Genomic DNA, 18,290 nt, shown 5'->3' on the forward strand with positions numbered 1-18,290 from the left:
GTCAGCGTGTCACATGGCCCAGGCTCAGTGGATCTGCGCGCCGGCGGGCATGACGTGCTCGCCCGTATCGATCAGATCTTCGAGAAAAAAGGGCTCGGTGTTGAGTTGCGCCGACGAGCCAGGCTCCCCGGCATACCAGGTCACCATCGCCATGTCGCCGAGAAGGCGCATCACGATGCCGCGCGCGCCCTGTGGCACGGCGATATGAACGGAACGGACAATAGAACCGATTTGCATGATGTTTCCCCGTTACCTCGCTACCTTCGCCGGCTCCCTCAAAGGAAGACCGGTCGGCATGCTGACAAAAAAACCGATGCGCACCAACGGTTGCGCACGCATCCAATCCCGCCTCGGGCGACCCGCTCTCACCGCGCGTTTAAGCACGACCGGACCCTTGGCATCCCCATTGTTGCTTGTTTGAGCCTATGAGCAAAGCAAAAAAATAGGGGGGTGCATCAACGGCGGCATGCAGATGACGCCCGGCGTCCTCACTTCCCCGCCCCGCTTTGTTCTCGTTCTGTTCGCGCAACTTACGAAAACCTGACTGTAACAGATGGTAAACCCCATTCTTCGCGCCATTGCCAGGGCAGTCCCTGAAAAAGTACGCTGACGCATGGTGACTGGCGCTATAGTCCTGTCCGAACCGTGCACCATAAAGGCCCGGCGCAGCAAAGGCCAAGACCTCACGCGCGCCACAATAGCGGGCCAAGATACCGATAACCTAAACGCTCGCCGCCGCGGCCAGACCAGCCGCGCGAGCCACACTCCGCCACCAGCGAAGGAACCTGCCGTTCCATGTGGATCGTTCGACTCGCGCTCAAGCGCCCGTACACGTTCGTCGTGCTCGCGTTGCTGCTTTTGATCGTCGGGCCACTGACGATCCTGCGCACGCCCACGGACATCTTCCCGAACATCGACATTCCGGTGCTCTCGGTGATCTGGACCTACACGGGTCTGCCTGCCGACGAGATGGAAAAGCGCATCGTGCTCAACTACGAGCGCGGCCTTTCCGTAGCCGTGAACGATATCGAGCACACCGAATCGACGTCGCTCAACGGCATTGCGGTCGTGAAGATCTTCTTTCAGCCGCACGCCAATATCCAGGAAGCGCTCGCCGAAGTCACTGCGCTTTCGCAGGCGCAGCTGCGCTCGCTGCCGCCGGGTATCCAGCCGCCGTTCATCTTGCGCTACAACGCCTCGACGGTGCCGATCTTGCGCCTGTCGCTTTCCTCGCCGCAGCTCACCGAGCAGGAGCTGTTCGACTACGGCAACAACTTCCTGAAGACGCAGCTCGCGACCGTGCCGGGCGCCTCCGCGCCCCTGCCCTATGGCGGCAAGCAGCGGCAGATCATGGTCGACATCAACCAGCGCGCGCTGCAGCAGCACAACCTCTCGCCCATGGACGTGGTGAACGCGATCAGCGCGCAAAACCTCATCCTGCCGTCGGGCACGGCAAAAATAGGGGCAACCGAATATTCGGTCACGATGAATGCAAGCCCCGACAGCTTAGCGGGCTTGAACGACATTCCCGTGAAAACCACGGCGAGCGGCACAATCTACATCCGCGACGTGGCGCACGTGCGCGACGGCTACGTGCCGCAGACCAACATCGTGCGCGTGGACGGGCAGCGCGCCTCGCTCCTCACCATCAACAAAAGCGGCAATACGTCCACGCTCGAAATCGTCGATCGCATCAAAGAGATGATGCCGGCGCTGCGCAATCTCGTGCCGCCGTCGCTCAATATCGATCCGGTCGCGGACCAGTCGCTGTTCGTGCGCGCCTCCGTGCAGGGCGTGCTGCGCGAGGCGCTCATCGCCGCCGCGCTCACGGCGCTCATGATCCTGCTGTTCCTCGGCAACTGGCGCGCCACGCTCATCATCGCCGTTTCGATTCCGCTGTCGATGATCACCTCGGTCATCGTGCTCGCCGCGCTCGGCGAGACGATCAACATCATGACGCTGGGCGGGCTCGCGCTCGCGGTGGGTATTCTCGTTGACGACGCAACGGTCGCCATCGAAAACATCAGCCAGCAACTGGAGCAAGGCAAGACGCTCGAACAGGCGATTCTCGACGGCGCGCACCAGATCGCCATTCCCACGCTCGTTTCCACGCTCTCCATCTGCATCGTGTTCGTGCCGATGTTCCTGCTCACGGGCGTGGCGCATTACCTCTTCATCCCGCTCGCCGAAGCCGTGGTGTTCGCGATGCTGGCGTCGTACTTCTTCTCGCGTACGCTCGTGCCCACGCTCGCGAAGTACCTGATGCGCCATCATCACAAGGCCGCCGATCTGCATCACATGCATGGCGCGACGCGCAATCCGTTCATGCGCGTGCACCTTGCGTTCGAGCGCGGCTTCGAGGGGCTGCGCGAGCGGTATCGCGTGTTTCTCGCGGCGCGCGTGAAGCATCCCGTGTGGTTCGTGGTGGCGTTTCTCGCCTGCTGCGGCGCGTCGCTGCTTTTGATGCCGTTTCTCGGGCGCGACTTCTTTCCGCAGGTCGATGCAGGCACCATCGCGCTGCACGTGCGCGCGAAAACCGGCATGCGTGTGGAGGAAACCGCCGTGCTCGTCGACCGTATCGACAAGCGCGTGCGCACGCTGATTCCGCCGCGCGAGCTGCATTCGATCATCGACAACATCGGCCTGCCGGTCTCGGGCATCAACCTCTCGTACAGCAACACGGGCACCATCGGCACGTCCGACGCCGACGTGCTGATCTCGCTGAACGAGGACCATCACGCCACTGCCGGTTACGTGCGCCTGTTGCGCCGCACGCTCAACGACGAGTTCCCGGGCGTGCAGTTCGCTTTCCTGCCCGCCGATATCGTGAGCCAGACGCTGAACTTCGGCATGCCCTCGCCCATCGACGTGCAGATCGTTGGCCGCGACGTGGCGGGCAATCGCGCGTTCGCGGCGAAGCTGCTCGCGCGGCTGCGCGGCGTGCCGGGTTTCGCGGATGCACGCATCCAGCAGCCCGCCGACTTGCCGCGCATCTTCATCGACGTGGACCGCACGCGCGCGCAGCAGGCGGGCTTCACGCAGAAGGACGTGGCGAGCGACCTGCTGATCACGCTCTCGGGCAGCCAGCAGACCACGCCCACGTTCTGGCTCAATCCGATCAACGGCGTGAGCTACAACGTCGTCACGGAAGCGCCGCAATACACGATCGATTCGCTGCAATCGCTCGCCAATATTCCGCTCACCGCGAACGGCCGCAGCAATATTCTCGGCTCGCTCGCGAGCATGCAGCGCGTGGCGGGTGACGCGGTCGTCACGCACTACAACGCGCAGACCACCATCGACATCTACGGCACCGCCGACGGGCGCGACCTGGGCGCGGTTTCCGACGACATCGCGAAGATCATCGACGAGACGCGCGGCGAACTGCCGAAAACCTCCACCGTCAAGCTGCGCGGCCAGGTGCAGACGATGAACGATTCGTTCTCCGGATTGTTCGGCGGGCTCATCTTCGCGATCGTGCTCGTGTATCTGCTGATCGTCGTGAACTTCCAGTCGTGGCTCGACCCGTTCATCATCATCACGGCGCTGCCGGGCGCGCTCGCGGGCATTGTCTGGATGCTGTTCCTCACGCACACCACGCTTTCCATTCCCGCGCTCACGGGCGCGATCATGTGTATCGGCATTGCCACGGCGAACTCCATTCTCGTCATCAGCTTCGCGCGCGAGCAGTTGCGCCTGCATGGTGACGCCGCGCGCGCCGCAATCGAGGCGGGCTACACGCGTTTTCGCCCGGTGCTCATGACCGCGCTCGCCATGGTAATCGGCATGGTGCCGATGGCCATCGGCCTTGGCGAAGGCGGCGAGCAGAATGCGCCGCTCGGGCGCGCCGTGATCGGCGGCCTCGCGGTGGGCACGCTAGCCACGCTGATCTTCGTACCCGTGGTGTTCTCGCTCATCTATCGCAAGCTCGGCGAGCGCCGCCAGCGCGCCAGTGAAAACGTGGTGCCCAAATCATGAATACCCTGTCATGACGACTCATTCGCAAACGCCTTCGCCGCAAGACCCGTCGCCACACAAATCGCGGCGCTGGCCCATCGTGCTCGCCGCGCTCATCGTGCTCGGGCTCGCGGCGCAGGGCATCTGGTCGCGCCATAGCGCGCATGCGGCGCTCGAACGCGACGCGAAAACCGCAAGCACGCTTTCCGTGCAGGTGGTCACGCCGCAGCGCTCGGCGCGCGCACTCGACCTCGTACTGCCCGGCAACGTGCAGGCCTTTCTCGACACGCCGATCTACGCGCGCACGAACGGCTATCTGCGCAAGTGGTATTTCGATATCGGCGCGCATGTGAAGGCGGGCCAGTTGCTCGCCGAAATCGACGCGCCCGAAGTGGACGACCAGTTGCGCGCTGCGCGCGCCGATCTCGCCAACGCCGAAGCCAACTACGCGCTCGCGAAAACCACCGCCGACCGCTGGACGCAGATGCTGCAAACCCGCTCGGTGGCGAAACAGGACACCGACGAAAAAGTCGGCGACATGCTCGCGAAAAAGGCTACGCTCGATTCCGCGCGCTTCAACGTCTCGCGCCTGTCGCAACTGCAGTCGTACGAGCGCGTGACGGCGCCCTTCGACGGCATCGTCACCGCGCGCAATGTGGACGTGGGCGCGCTCATCGACGCGGGCAACGGCGGCACGTCGCAAAAGGAACTGTTCCATCTCGCGCAGGCCGACCGGCTGCGCGTGTACGCGAATGTGCCGCAGGCCTACGCGCAGCAGATACGCGTGCAGCAGCACGCGTATCTCACGCTCAACGAGGAACAAGGCAAGCACTTTCCCGGTGTCGTCGCGCGCACGGCGGGCGCGGTCGATGCGCAGCAGCGCACGATGCTCGTGGAAGTCGATGTGGACAACCGCAGCGGCGAACTGCTGCCCGGCGCGTACGCGCAAGTCCACTTCGCGCTCGACGGCTCGGCCACGCCGATCACGCTGCCCGGCAACGCCTTCCTGTTCCGCCCCGACGGCGTGAAGGTCGCGACCGTCGATGCGCAAAACCGCGTGAAGCTCGTGAAGGTCACGCTCGGCACCGACTTCGGCACGCGTGTGGCGGTGGCGTCAGGGCTCACGGGCGACGAGCGCGTGATCGTCAATCCGCAGGACGCAATTGTCGACGGCACGCCGGTGCGCATCGTGCAGCCGCACGGCGAGCACGAGGCCGCTGCGGCGCATGGCGCGAGCGGTGCGGGCAGCAACGCGCAGGCGCAGGGCGAATGATGAAGCACGCACGTATTCGACTTCTGGCGTTGGCCGCCGTTGCAGCGCTCGGCGGCTGCAAAGTGGGCCCCGACTACGTGCGCCCGACCATGCCCGTGGCCGCGACGTTCAAGGAACTCGAAGGCACGGGCTGGACGATCGCGCAGCCCGCGGACAACGCATCGCGCGGCGCATGGTGGACGATCTACCAGGACGCCACGCTCGACTCGCTCGAAACGCAGGTCGAGCGCGAGAACCAGAACGTGCAGGCCGCGCAGGCGCACTTTCGCGCGGCGCGCGCGAACGTCGCGCAGCAGCGCTCGAGCTTTTTCCCGCTCGTGACGGCAAGCGGCGACTATTCGCGCTACCGCACGTCGCAGAATCTCCTGTACACGTCGAAGGCCGGCCAAACGATCAACGACTACTCCGTGGGCATCGACGCCACATGGGAGCCCGACATCTGGGGCCGCGTCGCGCGCAACGTCGAGGCTGCCAAGGCCAATGCTCAGGCCAGCGCCGCCGACATGCAGGCCGTGCTGCTCTCCATCCAGGCCGAACTCGCGACCGACTACTTCGAGCTGCGCGGCATCGACCGCGAACGGCAACTGCTCGACGACACGATCAAGGCCTACCGCGAATCGCTCGAACTCACGCAGCACCGCTACGCGGGCGGCATCGCCACCGACGCCGACGTGGGCCAGGCGCAAACGCAACTGGAGACCACCCAGGCGCAGGCGATCGATCTCGGCGTGCAGCGCGCGCAACTCGAGCATGCCATTGCGATTCTCATCGGCCAGTCGCCATCCACGTTCACGCTTGCGGCCGCGCCGAAAGAGTCCTACACCGTGCGCGCGATCGCGAGCCCGCCGGGCGTGCCCTCGACACTGCTCGAACGGCGCCCCGACATTGCGTCTGCCGAGCGGCGCGTGGCCGCCGCGAACGCACAGGTGGGCGTAGCGACGGCGGCGTTCTTCCCGACTCTGATGCTCGCGGTGACGGGCGGCCTGGAGGCGACCAACTTCAGCCAGTGGCTCGTCGCGCCCGCGCGCTTCTGGTCGCTCGGGCCGACGCTCGCAGGTACGCTGATCGACTTCGGCGGGCGCGAGGCGGTCCGCAACGAGGCGCGCGCGCAATACGACGAGAACGTCGCGCAGTACCGCCAGACCGTGCTCGACGCCTTCGGCGACGTCGAGGACAACCTCGCGGCGCTGCGCGTGCTGGAGCAGGAGGCTGCCGCCCAGGACCGCGCAGTCGATGCCGCGCAGCGCACGCTCGTGACCATCAACAATCGCTATCTAAGCGGCGCGATCACGTATCTCGACGTCGTCGTCGCGCAAACCACGGCGCTCACCAACGAACGCCAGGCCGTAGCGATCTCGCGCCGGCGCATGGCGGCGAGCGTGGCGCTCGTGAAGGCGCTGGGCGGCGGCTGGAGCGCGGCGGATTTGCCGAGCGACGCGGCGCTCGTGCATCCGGAGGATGCGCAAAAAACACAGCCCGCCAGCGCTCCGCAAGGCGCTTCGGCGAGCGCGCCGAGCGCTGCTCGAAATGCGCAACCGGGCGCTTTGCGCTCGCCGGGCTAACCAACGAGCGCCGTCACGCCTGCGGCCCTCGACAACGCTCATCGCCCAACAGGCGTATCGTTGCGCCTTTGCAATACAGTTGGAGATCTAGCCGTGACTGCATCACCGGGCGCCTCGCGCAATTCCGCGCCCTCCGCCGTTCCGTACATCGAACGCGGCACCCCCGAATTCTGGCGCGCGAGCCTCGCGCTGCTGTTCGCCGGCTACGCCACCTTTTCGCTTCTCTACTGCGTGCAGCCGCTTCTGCCCGCATTCTCCGAAACCTTCGGCGTGAGCCCCGCGCAGAGCAGCCTCTCGCTCTCGTTCACCACGGCGGCTCTAGCCATCGCGATCTTCGTCGCGGGCTTCGTCTCCGAAGGCTGGAGCCGGCGCGGCATGATGACCGCGTCGCTGTGCGCCTCGTCGCTGCTCACGCTCGCCACCGCCTTTGTCCCTCACTGGCACCAGTTGCTCGTCCTGCGCACGCTCCAGGGCATTGCGCTCGGCGGCGTGCCCGCGGTGGCCATGGCCTGGCTCGCCGAGGAAATGCATCCGGACGGCCTCGGCCTTTCGATGGGTCTTTACGTGGGCGGCACCGCCATCGGCGGCATGGCGGGACGCGTGATCACGGGTATCGTCACCGACCTGTTCGGCTGGCGCGCGGCGATCGCCGTGATCGGCGTGCTCGGGCTCGCCTCCATGTTCGCGTTCCGCTCGCTCCTGCCGCCCTCGCGCCACTTCGTGCCGAAGAGCGGCCTGGGCTTCGCGCATCATCGCGCGGCGCTGCTGCGCCATTTCGCGCGGCCGGGCCTGCCCATGCTGTTCGTCATGGGCTTCGTGCTGATGGGCAGCTTCGTCACGCTCTACAACTACATCGGTTACCGGCTGATCGCGCCGCCGTATCACATGAGCCAGGCGGCTATCGGCGCGATCTTCCTCGTCTACCTGACCGGCGTGGTCGCCTCGCCGTGGTCGGGCCGCATGGCCGACACCTTCGGGCGCGGCCGCGTGCTGATCGCCAGTCTCGCGCTGATGCTCACGGGCGTCGTGCTCACGCTGTTCGCGCCGCTCACGGCGATTGCGGCGGGCATCGCCTGCTTGACCATCGGCTTCTTCGCGGGGCATGCGGTGGCGAGCGGCTGGGTTGGCCGCCTCGCTCGCGAAGCGAAAGGCCAGGCCGCCGCGCTCTATCTGCTCGCCTATTACCTCGGGTCGAGCGTGATGGGTTCCATCGGCGGACACTTCTGGGCTGGTGCGGGCTGGGGCGGCGTGGCCGGCCTCGTGATCGTGCTGCTGATCGTGGGACTCGCGCTGGCGCTCAAGCTGCGAGGACGCGAGCGCGCTGGAGCGGCCTGAGCCCGCGATGTCGCCTGGCGCGGCACGCAACCTGCGCATCTGTGTTCTTGTGCGCCGCGCGCTTTCGTAATCGAAAGGCGTCCGTAATACTCTGACGACTTGCGATTTAAGGGCCGCGCGCATCGCACCGCAGCGCAACGCCGCCTCTGGCGGGCTTTTGCGGCGCGGCATGAGCATCACGGCGATGCATGGCGTCGCACACACGCGCCGCTGGACTCGCCGGCCTCACCTATACTCGATTTCAGGCCCGGGGCCGCAACGTCATGCCATTGGCATGACGACGAGAACGACAACCATTGCGAGCCTTCGTCGCCCATACGATAAGGAGACGAGCATGGAAGGTTATTTCACGATCGGCGATTTCGTGATGATCATCCCGATGGCCCTCGCTGGCGCGCTCTTTCTTGGCGCGGTGCCGTGCGCGACGGAATTCAGACACAACACGCTGCGCGTGATCGGCGCGCTGATCGGTGTGCTCGCGGCCGTTGCGCTCGTCGAGACGCTGCCGGCGCTGATGTAGCTTTCTGTACGCTTCAGGCGCGCGGCGGCTCGCGATGTTTCAATGCGCGCCGCCGCGAAGTGACGAAGCGACATCGTCGCGGCGCACAGCGCCGCGGCTTGCGCGCACCCGCGCCATTCGCTCGCACACCCTCTCAGCCGGAATCGACGCCCGGCTGCAATCCCTTGAACTGACGCAACGCAGCGGCCAGATAGTCCGCTCGCACTGCCACGCCCGCGGCCTCTTCGGCGTGCGCGAGCGCAGGCAACGCCGTCCATGGCAGCGTCGGATGCAGATGATGCTGGCGATGCAAATGATGGTTCATCAGCAGCACGCCCAGCGCGCGCGGTACGCGAAAATCGCGCGCGCGGCCCAGTTCGTCGAGCGCGACGCCGTAGTGCGGCAGGTTGTCGGCCAGCGATAACCACAGTCCGCGCAGATACATTGCGGCGAGCAGCACGGGCCAGGCCTTGCCATATAGCGCGAACGAAGCCGCGTAAAGCGCGAGCGACGCAAGCCAGTCGCGCCGCGCGCGGCGGCGCCTCACGGGATCAGCGGCGTGATTCGCGAAAAGCCGCTGGACCTGCACGCCGTCGCGGCCATGCGCGCCCACGCCGCGCTCGATGATGGCGCGCGCGAGCCGCGTCGGGAGAAACGCTAAAAGCGGCAGCAGCAATTCGGCGAGGTACAGGCCGCCCATCAGCCGTCCGTAATACGCCACGCGACGACGCCAGCGCGGACCGCTCGCGTCGTGCGGATCGTGGACATCGGGCCGGTCGAACGGCTCGCGCGTGAAGCGGTGATGCATCAGGTGTCCGAAACGCACGGCGTCGAACGGCATCGCCAGACCGATCGCGAGCGCGCGGGCGAGCCACTCGTTCACGCGACGGTCGCGCGCCAGTTGCCCGTGTATGCCTTCGTGAATGAGGCCCCAGTGGATCGGCGTGGCGAGCACGACGGGCGCGAGCGTGGCCAGCAGGGCGAGCGTCGGGCCGCCCGCTGCGTCCAGCAAAAGCGGCAGGCCGATGAGTTCGTAACACAACGCCGTGAACGCGAAAGCGATCAGCGCCACGTTCGCGCGGGCCGCCGTTGCGGGCCGGGGCAAGCGCGGCGCACGTTCGGCACGTTCGGCCCGCGTGGCGGACGGCGAAAGCGCTTCAGATTCGGCGCTCAAGAACTCCATGGTGATTCCTCGCGGCAAAGGTGCCGCGACGTTAGCAGGGCCACATGACAAAGCGAAGAACGGCGCGGTGGCGGTCCGGGCATAAAAAAACCGCCTCGCAAGGAGGCGGTTCTTTGCTTTGGGAAGCAGGCCGTTCAGACGTGCTGATCGGTCGACGGCTTTTCCCACAGGTTCACGCCGCCTTCGGTCGCATAGCGGTCGATCTCCGCGAGTTCTTCCTTCGAAAACTCCAGGTTCTTGAGCGCCGCGACGTTCTCGCGCACCTGCTCCGCGCGGCTCGCGCCGATCAGCGCCGAGGTCACGCGGCCGCCGCGCAGCGTCCAGGCAATCGCCATCTGCGCGAGACTCTGGCCGCGGCGCAGCGCGAGGTCGTTGAGCTTGCGCACATGCTCGATGTTCTGCGCGTTCAGGTGCTCGCTCTTGAGCGAGCCGCCGCCCGGGCGGTTCACGCGCGCGTCTTCGGGCACGCCGTTCAGATACTTGTTCGTGAGCACGCCCTGCGCGAGCGGCGTAAACGCAATGCTGCCCGTGCCGAGATCCTCGAGCGTGTCGAGCAGTTCTTCCTCGACCCAGCGGTTGAGCATGTTGTACGACGGCTGGTGAATGAGCAGCGGCACCTTGTATTCGGCGAGCAGCTTGGCCATTTCACGCGTCTTGGCCGGCGAGTACGACGAGATGCCGACGTACAGCGCCTTGCCCTGCTGCACGGCCGTGGCCAGCGCGCCCGCCGTTTCCTCGAGCGGCGTTTCCACGTCGAAACGGTGCGAATAGAAGATGTCGACGTAGTCGAGGCCCATGCGCTGCAGGCTCTGGTCGAGGCTCGCGAGCACGTACTTGCGCGAGCCGCCGCCCTGGCCGTACGGGCCCGGCCACATGTCCCAGCCCGCCTTCGACGAGATCAGCAGCTCGTCGCGGTACGGACGGAAATCGTCCTTGAAAATGCGGCCGAAATTGGTTTCGGCGCTGCCGTACGGCGGGCCGTAGTTGTTCGCGAGGTCGAAGTGCGTGATGCCGAGATCGAACGCGGTGCGCAGGATATCGCGCTGGGTCGAGATCGGCGTGGTGTCGCCGAAGTTGTGCCACAGACCGAGCGACAGTGCGGGCAGCTTGAGCCCCGACTTGCCGCAAAAGCGGTACTGCATATCCGAATAGCGTTCTGAGGCTGCTTCGTAAGCCATGGTCTGAATCCTCGGCGAAAACGGGTGAGCGATGGGATGAGCGCGGCGCACCGAGTGGCGCGCCGCTCGCGTGAGGCAGCTATGTTAGCCAATCTGCCCAAGCCGTGCAGATGCCCACTATGCGGGAAAGGCGATGTAAGGCGCAGCGCAGCGCGTGTCACGCCGCCAGAAAAACCGCACCCTGGACGCGCCGCGGACACTCGCCTACACTGCGGCGTCCATCCGTTGCGAGAGGTTGTTCATGGTTAAAGTGGTTTCGATCGCGCTCATCGCCTGTGGCGTCGTCCTGTTGTACTTCGGCGGCCAGTCGCTTCATTCGTTCGCGAACGACATGTCGCGCCTCTTCACCGGCGCGCCCACCGACCGCACGATCCTCCTGATCGGAGGCGGCATCGCCGCGACACTCGCGGGCATCACCGGGCTCACGATGTCGGGACGCCGGCGCTAAGCGAAAGCCTGGCCGCGCAGGCTCAGAACTTCACCTCGGGCTTCGACGCCGAGCGCGTGCCCGGCAGCGGCACGTTGCTCGCGCCGTGATACGTGTACACGAGCGAAAACTTCACCTGATCGCTCTGGTTCTGCCCTGCCGAATGCAGCGTGTTGCAGTGGAAAAACACAACGTCGCCGGCCGCGAGCGTCGGGGCGACGGCACGGTCGATCCACGCCTTGTTCTCGGGCAGGTCGGCGCGGAAGAATTTCGCGGCGTCGAACTTGTCCGACGTGAACGGCGCATTGTGCGAGCCCGGCACGAGCCACAGGCCGCCGTTTTCCATCTTCTCCGGCCCGAGCGCGAGCCAGACCGAAACGAGGTCGTCGCGCTCGAACGACCAGTAACGCACGTCGCGGTGCCAGCCCGTGAGGCTGCCGTAGTGCGGGTGCTTCGTCATCATGCAGTTGTGATGCGCGCAGGAAAGCACCGGCTCTTCGCCGAAATACAGCTCCATCCATCCCGCGATTTCCGGCGACGTGGCCCACTCGCGATACAGCGCGTGGCGCGAGTAGGCGTCGAGCAGGCGCCGCACCGTATGGCCGCCGGGGGCGTCCTTCGATTCGGGCGCGCCGGGGTAGCGCAAATCGGCTTCGAATTCGAGCGGCGCGGCAGCCGCCTGCAACTGCTCCTGCGCCACCCGCTTGATCGCCTCGCAGCGCTCGGGCGAGACGAGCCCCGGCACGACCACGAAGCCGCGCTCGCGCAGCGCCTGCACCTGTTCTTTCTTTGAATGGACTGACATGGGACTTCCGTTAAGCGATCTCGATGCGAGCAAGGGCCGCAGCCTGCGTTCGTCGCTTCATTGAACGACCCTGCCGCGGCGCCGATTCATCGATTGTAAAGCGTGCCGGCACGGCGGGAAGGACCACGCTGTCACACGAGGTGGCTCCATGAGCGCCGCAGATCGAGCCGCACGTGAATGGCGCGCACGCACCGCGATGAGGACAAAGGGTGGGATCGTGTGCATCAAAGACGCGCAGGGCCGGGTATTAACCGACTTTCTGCGGTCATGATTCGCGTGTAGCCTGTTGCGCATGTTGTTTCCAATCGACGAACTCTCGTCGCACGCACGGATCGCCGTGAACGCCTTGCCGCACAAGGCGCTCCAACAGAAGAATCCGTCGCGTCGCGTCCTACGCCGCGCCATGCGGCCCGTCTCCCGTCCACCCATATCGTGACGACCTGGTAGACAGGCACGTTTGCTGCTCGACGTGAAGCGTCGCGCAAGGCGCACCTCGAACCCGATTCCTCAACCGCCATGCATACCCTCTTCGATTCTCAACGCATGACCCACGCCGCCCACACAGCCCTGAAAGCGGCACGCCCCGCCCGCCGTCACCTGGTGCGCGCACTGCGACATCACACCGCCCGCACCCGCGCGCTCACGCAACAAGTGCGCGAGACGAAGCCCGTCGACAGCATGCGCACGTGGTTCCACTCGTTTTTCGCCGTGCTGCGCATGCGCTCGGGCACGCGCCACTTCTCGCTGCGCACGCTGCTGTATCGCCCGAATGCGCCGCTGCGCACGCTCGCCGCGCCCGCCACGGTTCACGTCGCGCGCAGCACGCGCAAGCCGCGCCGCATGGGCGCGAGCAGCACGGGCTGGTTCGGCTTCGCGATGCGCTAAGACCCGCGCCGTGCAGTTCGCGGTAATCGGCAGAAAACAAAAAACCCCGCATGGGCTTGCGCCCTGCGGGGTTTTTCTTCGCGCCAGCCGGCGCGAAGCCGGCTTGCGAAGGCTTACGCTATAGCTGCGGCCACCGGCTCCGTGCCAGCGGCTTCGGCCAGTGCGAGCGCCTTGTCCGTGGCTTCCCACGAGAATTCCGGCTCTTCGCGGCCGAAGTGGCCGTAAGCGGCGGTCTTTTCGTAGATCGGACGCAGCAGGTCGAGCATCTGGATGATGCCCTTCGGACGCAGGTCGAAGTGCTCGCGCACGAGCTTCGTGATGGTCGCGTCCGAGACCTTGCCGGTGCCGAACGTGTTGACCATGACCGAGGTCGGCTCAGCCACGCCGATCGCGTACGAGACCTGGATCAGGCAGCGCGACGCGAGGCCGGCGGCCACGATGTTCTTCGCGACGTAGCGGCCTGCGTAGGCAGCCGAGCGGTCCACCTTCGACGGATCCTTGCCCGAGAACGCACCGCCGCCGTGCGGGGCTGCGCCGCCGTACGTGTCGACGATGATCTTGCGGCCCGTAAGACCGCAATCGCCCTGCGGGCCGCCGATCACGAAGCGACCGGTCGGGTTCACGAGGAACTTGATGTCGCCCTTGATCAGCTCGGCCGGCAGCACCGGCTTGATGACTTCCTCGATCACGGCTTCGCGCAGCGTGCCGAGGTCGATGTCCGGCGAGTGCTGCGTGGAGAGCACGACGGTGTCGATGGCGTGCGGCTTGCCGTCGACGTAGCGGATCGTGACCTGCGACTTCGCGTCCGGACGCAGCCAGGGCAGACGGCCGTCACGGCGCAGGTTCGACTGGCGCTCGACCAGACGGTGCGAAAGGTGGATCGGCAGCGGCATCAGTTCGGGCGTTTCGTCGCACGCGTAACCGAACATCAGGCCCTGGTCGCCGGCGCCTTGATCGAGGTTGTTGTCGTGCGCGCGGTCCACGCCCTGGGCGATGTCCGGCGACTGCTTGTCGTAAGCGACGAGCACCGCGCAGCCGCGGTAGTCGATGCCGTAGTCGGTGTTGTCGTAGCCGATGCGCTTGATCGTGTCGCGCGCAACCTGGATGTAGTCGACGTTGGCCGTGGTGGTGATTTCACCGGCGAGCACGACGAGACCCGTGTTGCACAGCGTTTCCGCTGCAACGCGCGAGTACTTGTCTTGCGTGAGGATGGCGTCGAGGATCGCGTCCGAGATCTGGTCGGCGACCTTGTCCGGATGGCCTTCCGAAACGGATTCGGAGGTGAAGAAATAGTCGTTTGCCACGTGTCAGGCTCCTTGTAGCTGGTGACGGTTGAGTTCACGTAGCCAGCTTCGGGAGCTTTGAAGCGGCGACGCTTTAGCGGAATTGCTGCCCGGTTGCCGTCATTGACTTTGTCGCTGACTGGTATCCGGCTTCGCCCCGCAAGTTGTCTATTAACTCGGCGAAGCCCTTATTATAGCGACTTCCTTAAATTGTCGCAGAGTGCCCCCGCGTGCCGTTCGTCGCCTTCCCCATCGTTCGCAAACCTTGCCGCGGAGTTGCCGCATGCTAGGCAAGCTCGGCTCCCGTTTCGCCATCGGCCTGCTCAAGCTGTTCGCGATCCTGCCCTATGGCTTTGTCGCGCGGCTGGGCGACGGCCTCGGCTGGCTGCTCTACCAGATCCCGAGCCGTCGCAAGCGCGTCGTTCATACGAATCTGCGCCTGTGCTTCCCCGAGTGGAGCGACGAAAAGCGCGAGGAAGTGGCGGGGCTGCACTTCCGTCACGCCATTCGCAGCTACATGGAGCGCAGCGTGCAATGGTTCGCCTCGGCGAAGAAGCTCGAAAAGATCGTCGAACTCGATAGCGAGATCGATCTCACCGACCCGAACTTGCCGCCTACGCTCTTCCTCGGCCTGCATTTCGTGGGCATCGAGGCGGGGTCCATGTTCCTCAACTACTCGCTGCACCGGCCCTGCGGCTCGCTCTATCAGCCGTTCTCGAACCCCGAATTCGAAGCCTCGGCCAAGGCGGGACGCAGCCGTTTCGGCGCAGAGATGGTGAGCCGCGCGGACAGCGCGCGCGCCGTACTGCGCTGGCTGCGCGACAAAAAACCCGTGATGCTCGGCGCCGACATGGACTACGGCATGCGCAATTCCACGTTCGTGCCCTTCTTCGGCGTGCCCGCGTGCACGCTCACTGCCGTCGGGCGTCTGGCGAAGGTGGGTCATGCTCAGGTCGTGCCGTTCATCGGCGAGGTGTTGCCCAATTACAAGGGTTATCGGCTGAAAGTCTTCAAACCTTGGGACAATTATCCGACCGGCGACGACGATCTCGACGCGCGCCGCATGAACGCTTTCCTCGAAGAACAGATTCCGCGCATTCCCGAGCAGTACTACTGGGTCCACAAGCGCTTCAAGACGCGGCCGCCAGGCGAACCGAGCGTCTACAGTTGAACGTTGCGTTGAGCGTTGCGCCCACGACCAGGGCCCGGGTTTTCGTCCGGGCCTCGCTTACAATAACGGGATGAAACTCAAATTCACCAAGATGCACGGCGCGGGCAACGACTTCGTCGTGCTCGACGGCTACAGCCAGGACCTCGCGCTCACGCCCGAGCGCGTGCGCGCGCTCGCCGACCGCCACTTCGGCATCGGCGCAGACCAGTTGCTGATCGTCGAGAAGCCGACCGTGGAAGGCGTGGACTTCCGCTATCGCATCTTCAATTGCGACGGCGGCGAGGTCGAGCACTGCGGCAACGGCGCACGCTGCTTCGTGAAATTCGTGCGCGACCGCAAGCTCACCGATTTGAACCGCGTGCGCGTGCAGGTGCAGAAGGGCACGATCACGCTCGTCGTGCAGGAAAACGGTGAAGTCGTCGTCGACATGGACCGCCCCGAGTTCGAACCGGCGCTCGTGCCGTTCAACGCGAACGGCCTCGAAGGCCGCCGCGAAGGCAACGACACGCTCTGGCCGCTCGACGTGAACGGCGCCCGGCGCTGGGTGTCGGTCGTCTCGATGGGCAACCCGCATGCGGTGCAGGTCGTGGACGACGTCGAAGCGTACCCGGTGAAGGCCGAAGGCGCGGTCATCGAAACGCACGCGCGCTTCCCGAACAAGGTGAATGCCGGTTTCATGCAGATTGTTTCGCGTAACGAAGTGAAGCTGCGCGTATTCGAGCGCGGCGCAGGCGAGACGCTCGCGTGCGGCACGGGCGCGTGCGCGGCCGTGGCGGCTGGCATTCGCCGCGGGCTGCTCGACACGCCCGTGAAAGTGCATACGCATGGCGGCGCGTTGACCATCGCCTGGGACGGCGCGCGCGACGAATCCGCCGCGCTCACCATGGCGGGACCGGCCGCCACGGTGTTCGAAGGCGAGATCGAGCTGGCCGACTAGCTCGCGCCATCGGCCTCGCGCGGCGCGCGCAACGAGAGAACGTCGCGCCGCATGAAAACGCAAACGCATGACAGACTGCGCGCCGCCGTGCGCGCCTTACAACTACAACGCGTCCACAACATGAACGATCGCGAAGTTGCCGACTATCTGCTCGCCCACCCCGATTTTTTCGTTGAGCACGCCGAACTGCTCGCGACGATCAAGCTAGGCAATCCGCACGGCAAGGCTGCCGTCTCGCTGCAGGAGCGCCAGATGGAAATGCTGCGGGAAAAGAACAAGCATCTCGAGCGGCGTCTCTCCGAGCTGCTGCGCTACGGCCACGAGAACGATTCCATCGCCGCGAAGTTCAACCGCTGGACCACGCGCATGATCGCCGAGCGCGATCCGTACGCGCTGCCGCGCTCCATCACGCAGAATCTGCGCGACGTGTTCGACATGCCGCAGGCCGCGCTGCGCGTGTGGGATGTCGCAGAGGCCTACAGCCAGGCCGATTTCGCGCGCCATACAGGCGAGGAAGTGCGCATCTTCGCGAATAGTCTCGACACGCCGTATTGCGGCGCGAACACCGGCTTCGAGGCCGCGCAATGGCTCGACTCGAGCGACGGCGCCGCCGAATCGGTCGCGATCATCGCGCTGCGCGTGCCGGCCGTTGCCTCGAACGACGCGCCTCAGAGCGAAGCCTTCGGCCTGCTGGTGATGGGCTCGCCCGACCCGCGCCGCTTCCACGAAGGCATGGCCACCGACTTTCTCACGCAGATCGGCGCACTCGCGAGCGCGGCGCTCTCGCGCCTGCTGCCGCACTGACGCTACCCAGGCCGCCCAACGTGAATCCGACCGATCCGATCGCCGATTACCTCGCGATGCTCGAACACGAGCGGCGGCTCTCGGAGCACACGCTGCGCGGCTACACGCATGAACTCGACGAGCTGAAGAAGCTCGCGGGCGGCAAGCCGCTCGAAACGATCACCGCCGCGCAAGTGCGCGGCGCGGTGGCGCGCGCGCACGCGGGCGGCCTCTCGGCGCGCTCGATCGCGCACCGGCTGTCGGCCTGGCGCGCCTTCTACCGCTGGCTCGCGGGTCGCATCGACATGGACGCGAATCCCGTGGCCGCCGTGCGTGCGCCCAAGCGCGCCAAGACGCTGCCGAAAGCGCTCTCCGTCGACGACGCTACGCATCTCATGGAAGCACCTGCCGTCGCGGGCGTGGAAGAAGGTGGTCCCGAGGCGTTGCGCGACCGCGCGATGCTCGAATTGTTCTACTCGTCGGGGCTGCGTCTCGCCGAACTCGTGGGGCTCGACGTGCGTTACGTGAAGCGCGACGGCTACGAATCGGCGGGTTGGCTCAAGCGCGACGCCGCCGAAGTCGAAGTGCTGGGCAAGGGCAATCGTCACCGCATGGTGCCGGTCGGGCGCAAGGCGCTCGACGCGCTCGACGCCTGGCTAGCCGCCCGCAGCGCGTTCGTGAAGCACGACGACGCCCCGCTCTTTCTCTCCGTGCGCGGCAATCGCATGGCGCCGGGCGTGGTGCGCGAGCGCGTGAAGCGCGCTGCCATCGCGGCAGGCATTCCGGCGAACGTCCACCCGCACGTGTTGCGGCACTCGTTCGCCACGCATTTGCTGCAGTCGAGCGGCGACCTGCGCGCCGTGCAGGAACTGCTCGGCCACGCGAGCATCGCGGCCACCCAGGTCTATACGTCGCTCGATTTTCAGCATCTCGCGAAGGTCTACGACACCGCGCATCCTCGCGCCAAGAAGCGCGACTGATACGCCACGGCACTCGCGTGCAGCCACATGCA

At 65.8% G+C, this 18,290-nt stretch carries 16 protein-coding genes; 11 read left to right on the forward strand and 5 right to left on the reverse strand.

Annotation, left to right across the window (positions count from 1 at the left end; genetic code table 11):
• Positions 1-24: 24 nt before the first annotated feature.
• Entirely contained in the window at positions 25-237 is a 213-nt protein-coding gene (locus VSR72_RS31225; RefSeq protein ID WP_342956129.1) for a hypothetical protein, read from the reverse strand.
• A 558-nt stretch (positions 238-795) separates the two neighbouring features.
• Between VSR72_RS31225 and VSR72_RS31230 the strand changes: the two genes are divergently transcribed.
• The 5 genes from VSR72_RS31230 (at position 796) to VSR72_RS31250 (ending at position 8,647) form a co-directional block, all read left to right on the forward strand.
• Positions 796-3,978, forward strand: a complete 3,183-nt coding sequence (locus VSR72_RS31230) for an efflux RND transporter permease subunit (RefSeq protein WP_342956130.1) — start codon at positions 796-798, stop codon at positions 3,976-3,978.
• Between the two features lie 10 nt (positions 3,979-3,988).
• On the forward strand, positions 3,989-5,230 hold the full coding sequence (locus tag VSR72_RS31235; protein ID WP_342956131.1) for an efflux RND transporter periplasmic adaptor subunit: 1,242 nt from the start codon (positions 3,989-3,991) through the stop codon (positions 5,228-5,230).
• Complete coding sequence (locus tag VSR72_RS31240; protein WP_342956132.1) at positions 5,227-6,792, forward strand: efflux transporter outer membrane subunit; 1,566 nt, start codon at positions 5,227-5,229, stop codon at positions 6,790-6,792. The genes VSR72_RS31235 and VSR72_RS31240 overlap by 4 nt, the downstream gene beginning before the upstream one ends.
• Positions 6,793-6,885: 93 nt before the next feature.
• A complete protein-coding gene (locus VSR72_RS31245; RefSeq protein WP_342956133.1) occupies positions 6,886-8,127 on the forward strand; it encodes an MFS transporter in 1,242 nt (413 codons plus the stop codon).
• Between the two features lie 334 nt (positions 8,128-8,461).
• Positions 8,462-8,647 (forward strand): hypothetical protein, encoded by a 186-nt coding sequence (locus VSR72_RS31250; protein ID WP_028203177.1) that lies wholly within the window; start codon positions 8,462-8,464, stop codon positions 8,645-8,647.
• A 133-nt stretch (positions 8,648-8,780) separates the two neighbouring features.
• Here VSR72_RS31250 and VSR72_RS31255 read toward each other — a convergent pair whose 3' ends face one another.
• On the reverse strand, positions 8,781-9,809 hold the full coding sequence (locus VSR72_RS31255) for a fatty acid desaturase (protein ID WP_342956134.1): 1,029 nt from the start codon (positions 9,807-9,809) through the stop codon (positions 8,781-8,783).
• Positions 9,810-9,943: 134 nt separating this feature from the next.
• On the reverse strand, positions 9,944-10,987 hold the full coding sequence (gene mgrA, locus VSR72_RS31260; RefSeq protein WP_342956135.1) for an L-glyceraldehyde 3-phosphate reductase: 1,044 nt from the start codon (positions 10,985-10,987) through the stop codon (positions 9,944-9,946).
• 241 nt (positions 10,988-11,228) lie between these two features.
• Between mgrA and VSR72_RS31265 the strand changes: the two genes are divergently transcribed.
• Positions 11,229-11,435: a DUF3185 family protein gene (locus VSR72_RS31265; RefSeq protein WP_342956136.1), complete on the forward strand. Its 207-nt coding sequence runs from the start codon at positions 11,229-11,231 to the stop codon at positions 11,433-11,435.
• A gap of 22 nt (positions 11,436-11,457) precedes the next feature.
• On the opposite strand, the gene VSR72_RS31270 is transcribed toward VSR72_RS31265, so the two are convergent.
• Positions 11,458-12,219 (reverse strand): phytanoyl-CoA dioxygenase family protein, encoded by a 762-nt coding sequence (locus VSR72_RS31270; RefSeq protein ID WP_342956137.1) that lies wholly within the window; start codon positions 12,217-12,219, stop codon positions 11,458-11,460.
• Between the two features lie 516 nt (positions 12,220-12,735).
• Here VSR72_RS31270 and VSR72_RS31275 point away from each other — a divergent pair.
• Positions 12,736-13,104 (forward strand): hypothetical protein, encoded by a 369-nt coding sequence (locus VSR72_RS31275; RefSeq protein ID WP_342956138.1) that lies wholly within the window; start codon positions 12,736-12,738, stop codon positions 13,102-13,104.
• A gap of 113 nt (positions 13,105-13,217) precedes the next feature.
• Here the strand turns inward: VSR72_RS31275 and metK are convergent, their stop codons facing one another.
• Positions 13,218-14,408, reverse strand: a complete 1,191-nt coding sequence (metK, locus tag VSR72_RS31280) for a methionine adenosyltransferase (protein ID WP_342956139.1) — start codon at positions 14,406-14,408, stop codon at positions 13,218-13,220.
• A gap of 262 nt (positions 14,409-14,670) precedes the next feature.
• Here metK and VSR72_RS31285 point away from each other — a divergent pair, with 262 nt between their 5' ends.
• The 4 genes from VSR72_RS31285 (at position 14,671) to xerC (ending at position 18,258) form a co-directional block, all read left to right on the forward strand.
• Positions 14,671-15,558, forward strand: coding sequence for a lipid A biosynthesis lauroyl acyltransferase (locus VSR72_RS31285; RefSeq protein ID WP_342956140.1), 888 nt, complete (start codon positions 14,671-14,673; stop codon positions 15,556-15,558).
• A 70-nt stretch (positions 15,559-15,628) separates the two neighbouring features.
• Complete coding sequence (gene dapF / locus VSR72_RS31290; protein ID WP_342956141.1) at positions 15,629-16,495, forward strand: diaminopimelate epimerase; 867 nt, start codon at positions 15,629-15,631, stop codon at positions 16,493-16,495.
• 120 nt (positions 16,496-16,615) lie between these two features.
• Positions 16,616-17,299 (forward strand): DUF484 family protein, encoded by a 684-nt coding sequence (locus tag VSR72_RS31295; RefSeq protein WP_342956142.1) that lies wholly within the window; start codon positions 16,616-16,618, stop codon positions 17,297-17,299.
• A gap of 56 nt (positions 17,300-17,355) precedes the next feature.
• Positions 17,356-18,258: a tyrosine recombinase XerC gene (gene xerC, locus VSR72_RS31300; RefSeq protein ID WP_342956224.1), complete on the forward strand. Its 903-nt coding sequence runs from the start codon at positions 17,356-17,358 to the stop codon at positions 18,256-18,258.
• Positions 18,259-18,290 lie beyond the last annotated feature (32 nt).

The organism is Paraburkholderia sp. JHI869, assembly GCF_038900775.1.
Taxonomy (GTDB): Bacteria; Pseudomonadota; Gammaproteobacteria; order Burkholderiales; family Burkholderiaceae; genus Paraburkholderia.

Excerpts from the sequence above, each read along its gene's own strand:
- VSR72_RS31255 (WP_342956134.1), bottom strand. The coding sequence starts at position 9,809 with ATGGAGTTCTTGAGCGCCGAATCTGAAGCGCTTTCGCCGTCCGCCACG.
- VSR72_RS31285 (WP_342956140.1), top strand. The coding sequence starts at position 14,671 with ATGCTAGGCAAGCTCGGCTCCCGTTTCGCCATCGGCCTGCTCAAGCTG.
- VSR72_RS31240 (WP_342956132.1), top strand. The coding sequence starts at position 5,227 with ATGATGAAGCACGCACGTATTCGACTTCTGGCGTTGGCCGCCGTTGCA.
- mgrA (WP_342956135.1), bottom strand. The coding sequence starts at position 10,987 with ATGGCTTACGAAGCAGCCTCAGAACGCTATTCGGATATGCAGTACCGC.
- xerC (WP_342956224.1), top strand. The coding sequence starts at position 17,356 with ATGCTCGAACACGAGCGGCGGCTCTCGGAGCACACGCTGCGCGGCTAC.
- VSR72_RS31235 (WP_342956131.1), top strand. The coding sequence starts at position 3,989 with ATGACGACTCATTCGCAAACGCCTTCGCCGCAAGACCCGTCGCCACAC.
- VSR72_RS31295 (WP_342956142.1), top strand. The coding sequence starts at position 16,616 with ATGAACGATCGCGAAGTTGCCGACTATCTGCTCGCCCACCCCGATTTT.
- VSR72_RS31225 (WP_342956129.1), bottom strand. The coding sequence starts at position 237 with ATGCAAATCGGTTCTATTGTCCGTTCCGTTCATATCGCCGTGCCACAG.
- VSR72_RS31230 (WP_342956130.1), top strand. The coding sequence starts at position 796 with ATGTGGATCGTTCGACTCGCGCTCAAGCGCCCGTACACGTTCGTCGTG.
- VSR72_RS31265 (WP_342956136.1), top strand. The coding sequence starts at position 11,229 with ATGGTTAAAGTGGTTTCGATCGCGCTCATCGCCTGTGGCGTCGTCCTG.
- dapF (WP_342956141.1), top strand. The coding sequence starts at position 15,629 with ATGAAACTCAAATTCACCAAGATGCACGGCGCGGGCAACGACTTCGTC.
- VSR72_RS31250 (WP_028203177.1), top strand. The coding sequence starts at position 8,462 with ATGGAAGGTTATTTCACGATCGGCGATTTCGTGATGATCATCCCGATG.
- VSR72_RS31275 (WP_342956138.1), top strand. The coding sequence starts at position 12,736 with ATGCATACCCTCTTCGATTCTCAACGCATGACCCACGCCGCCCACACA.
- VSR72_RS31270 (WP_342956137.1), bottom strand. The coding sequence starts at position 12,219 with ATGTCAGTCCATTCAAAGAAAGAACAGGTGCAGGCGCTGCGCGAGCGC.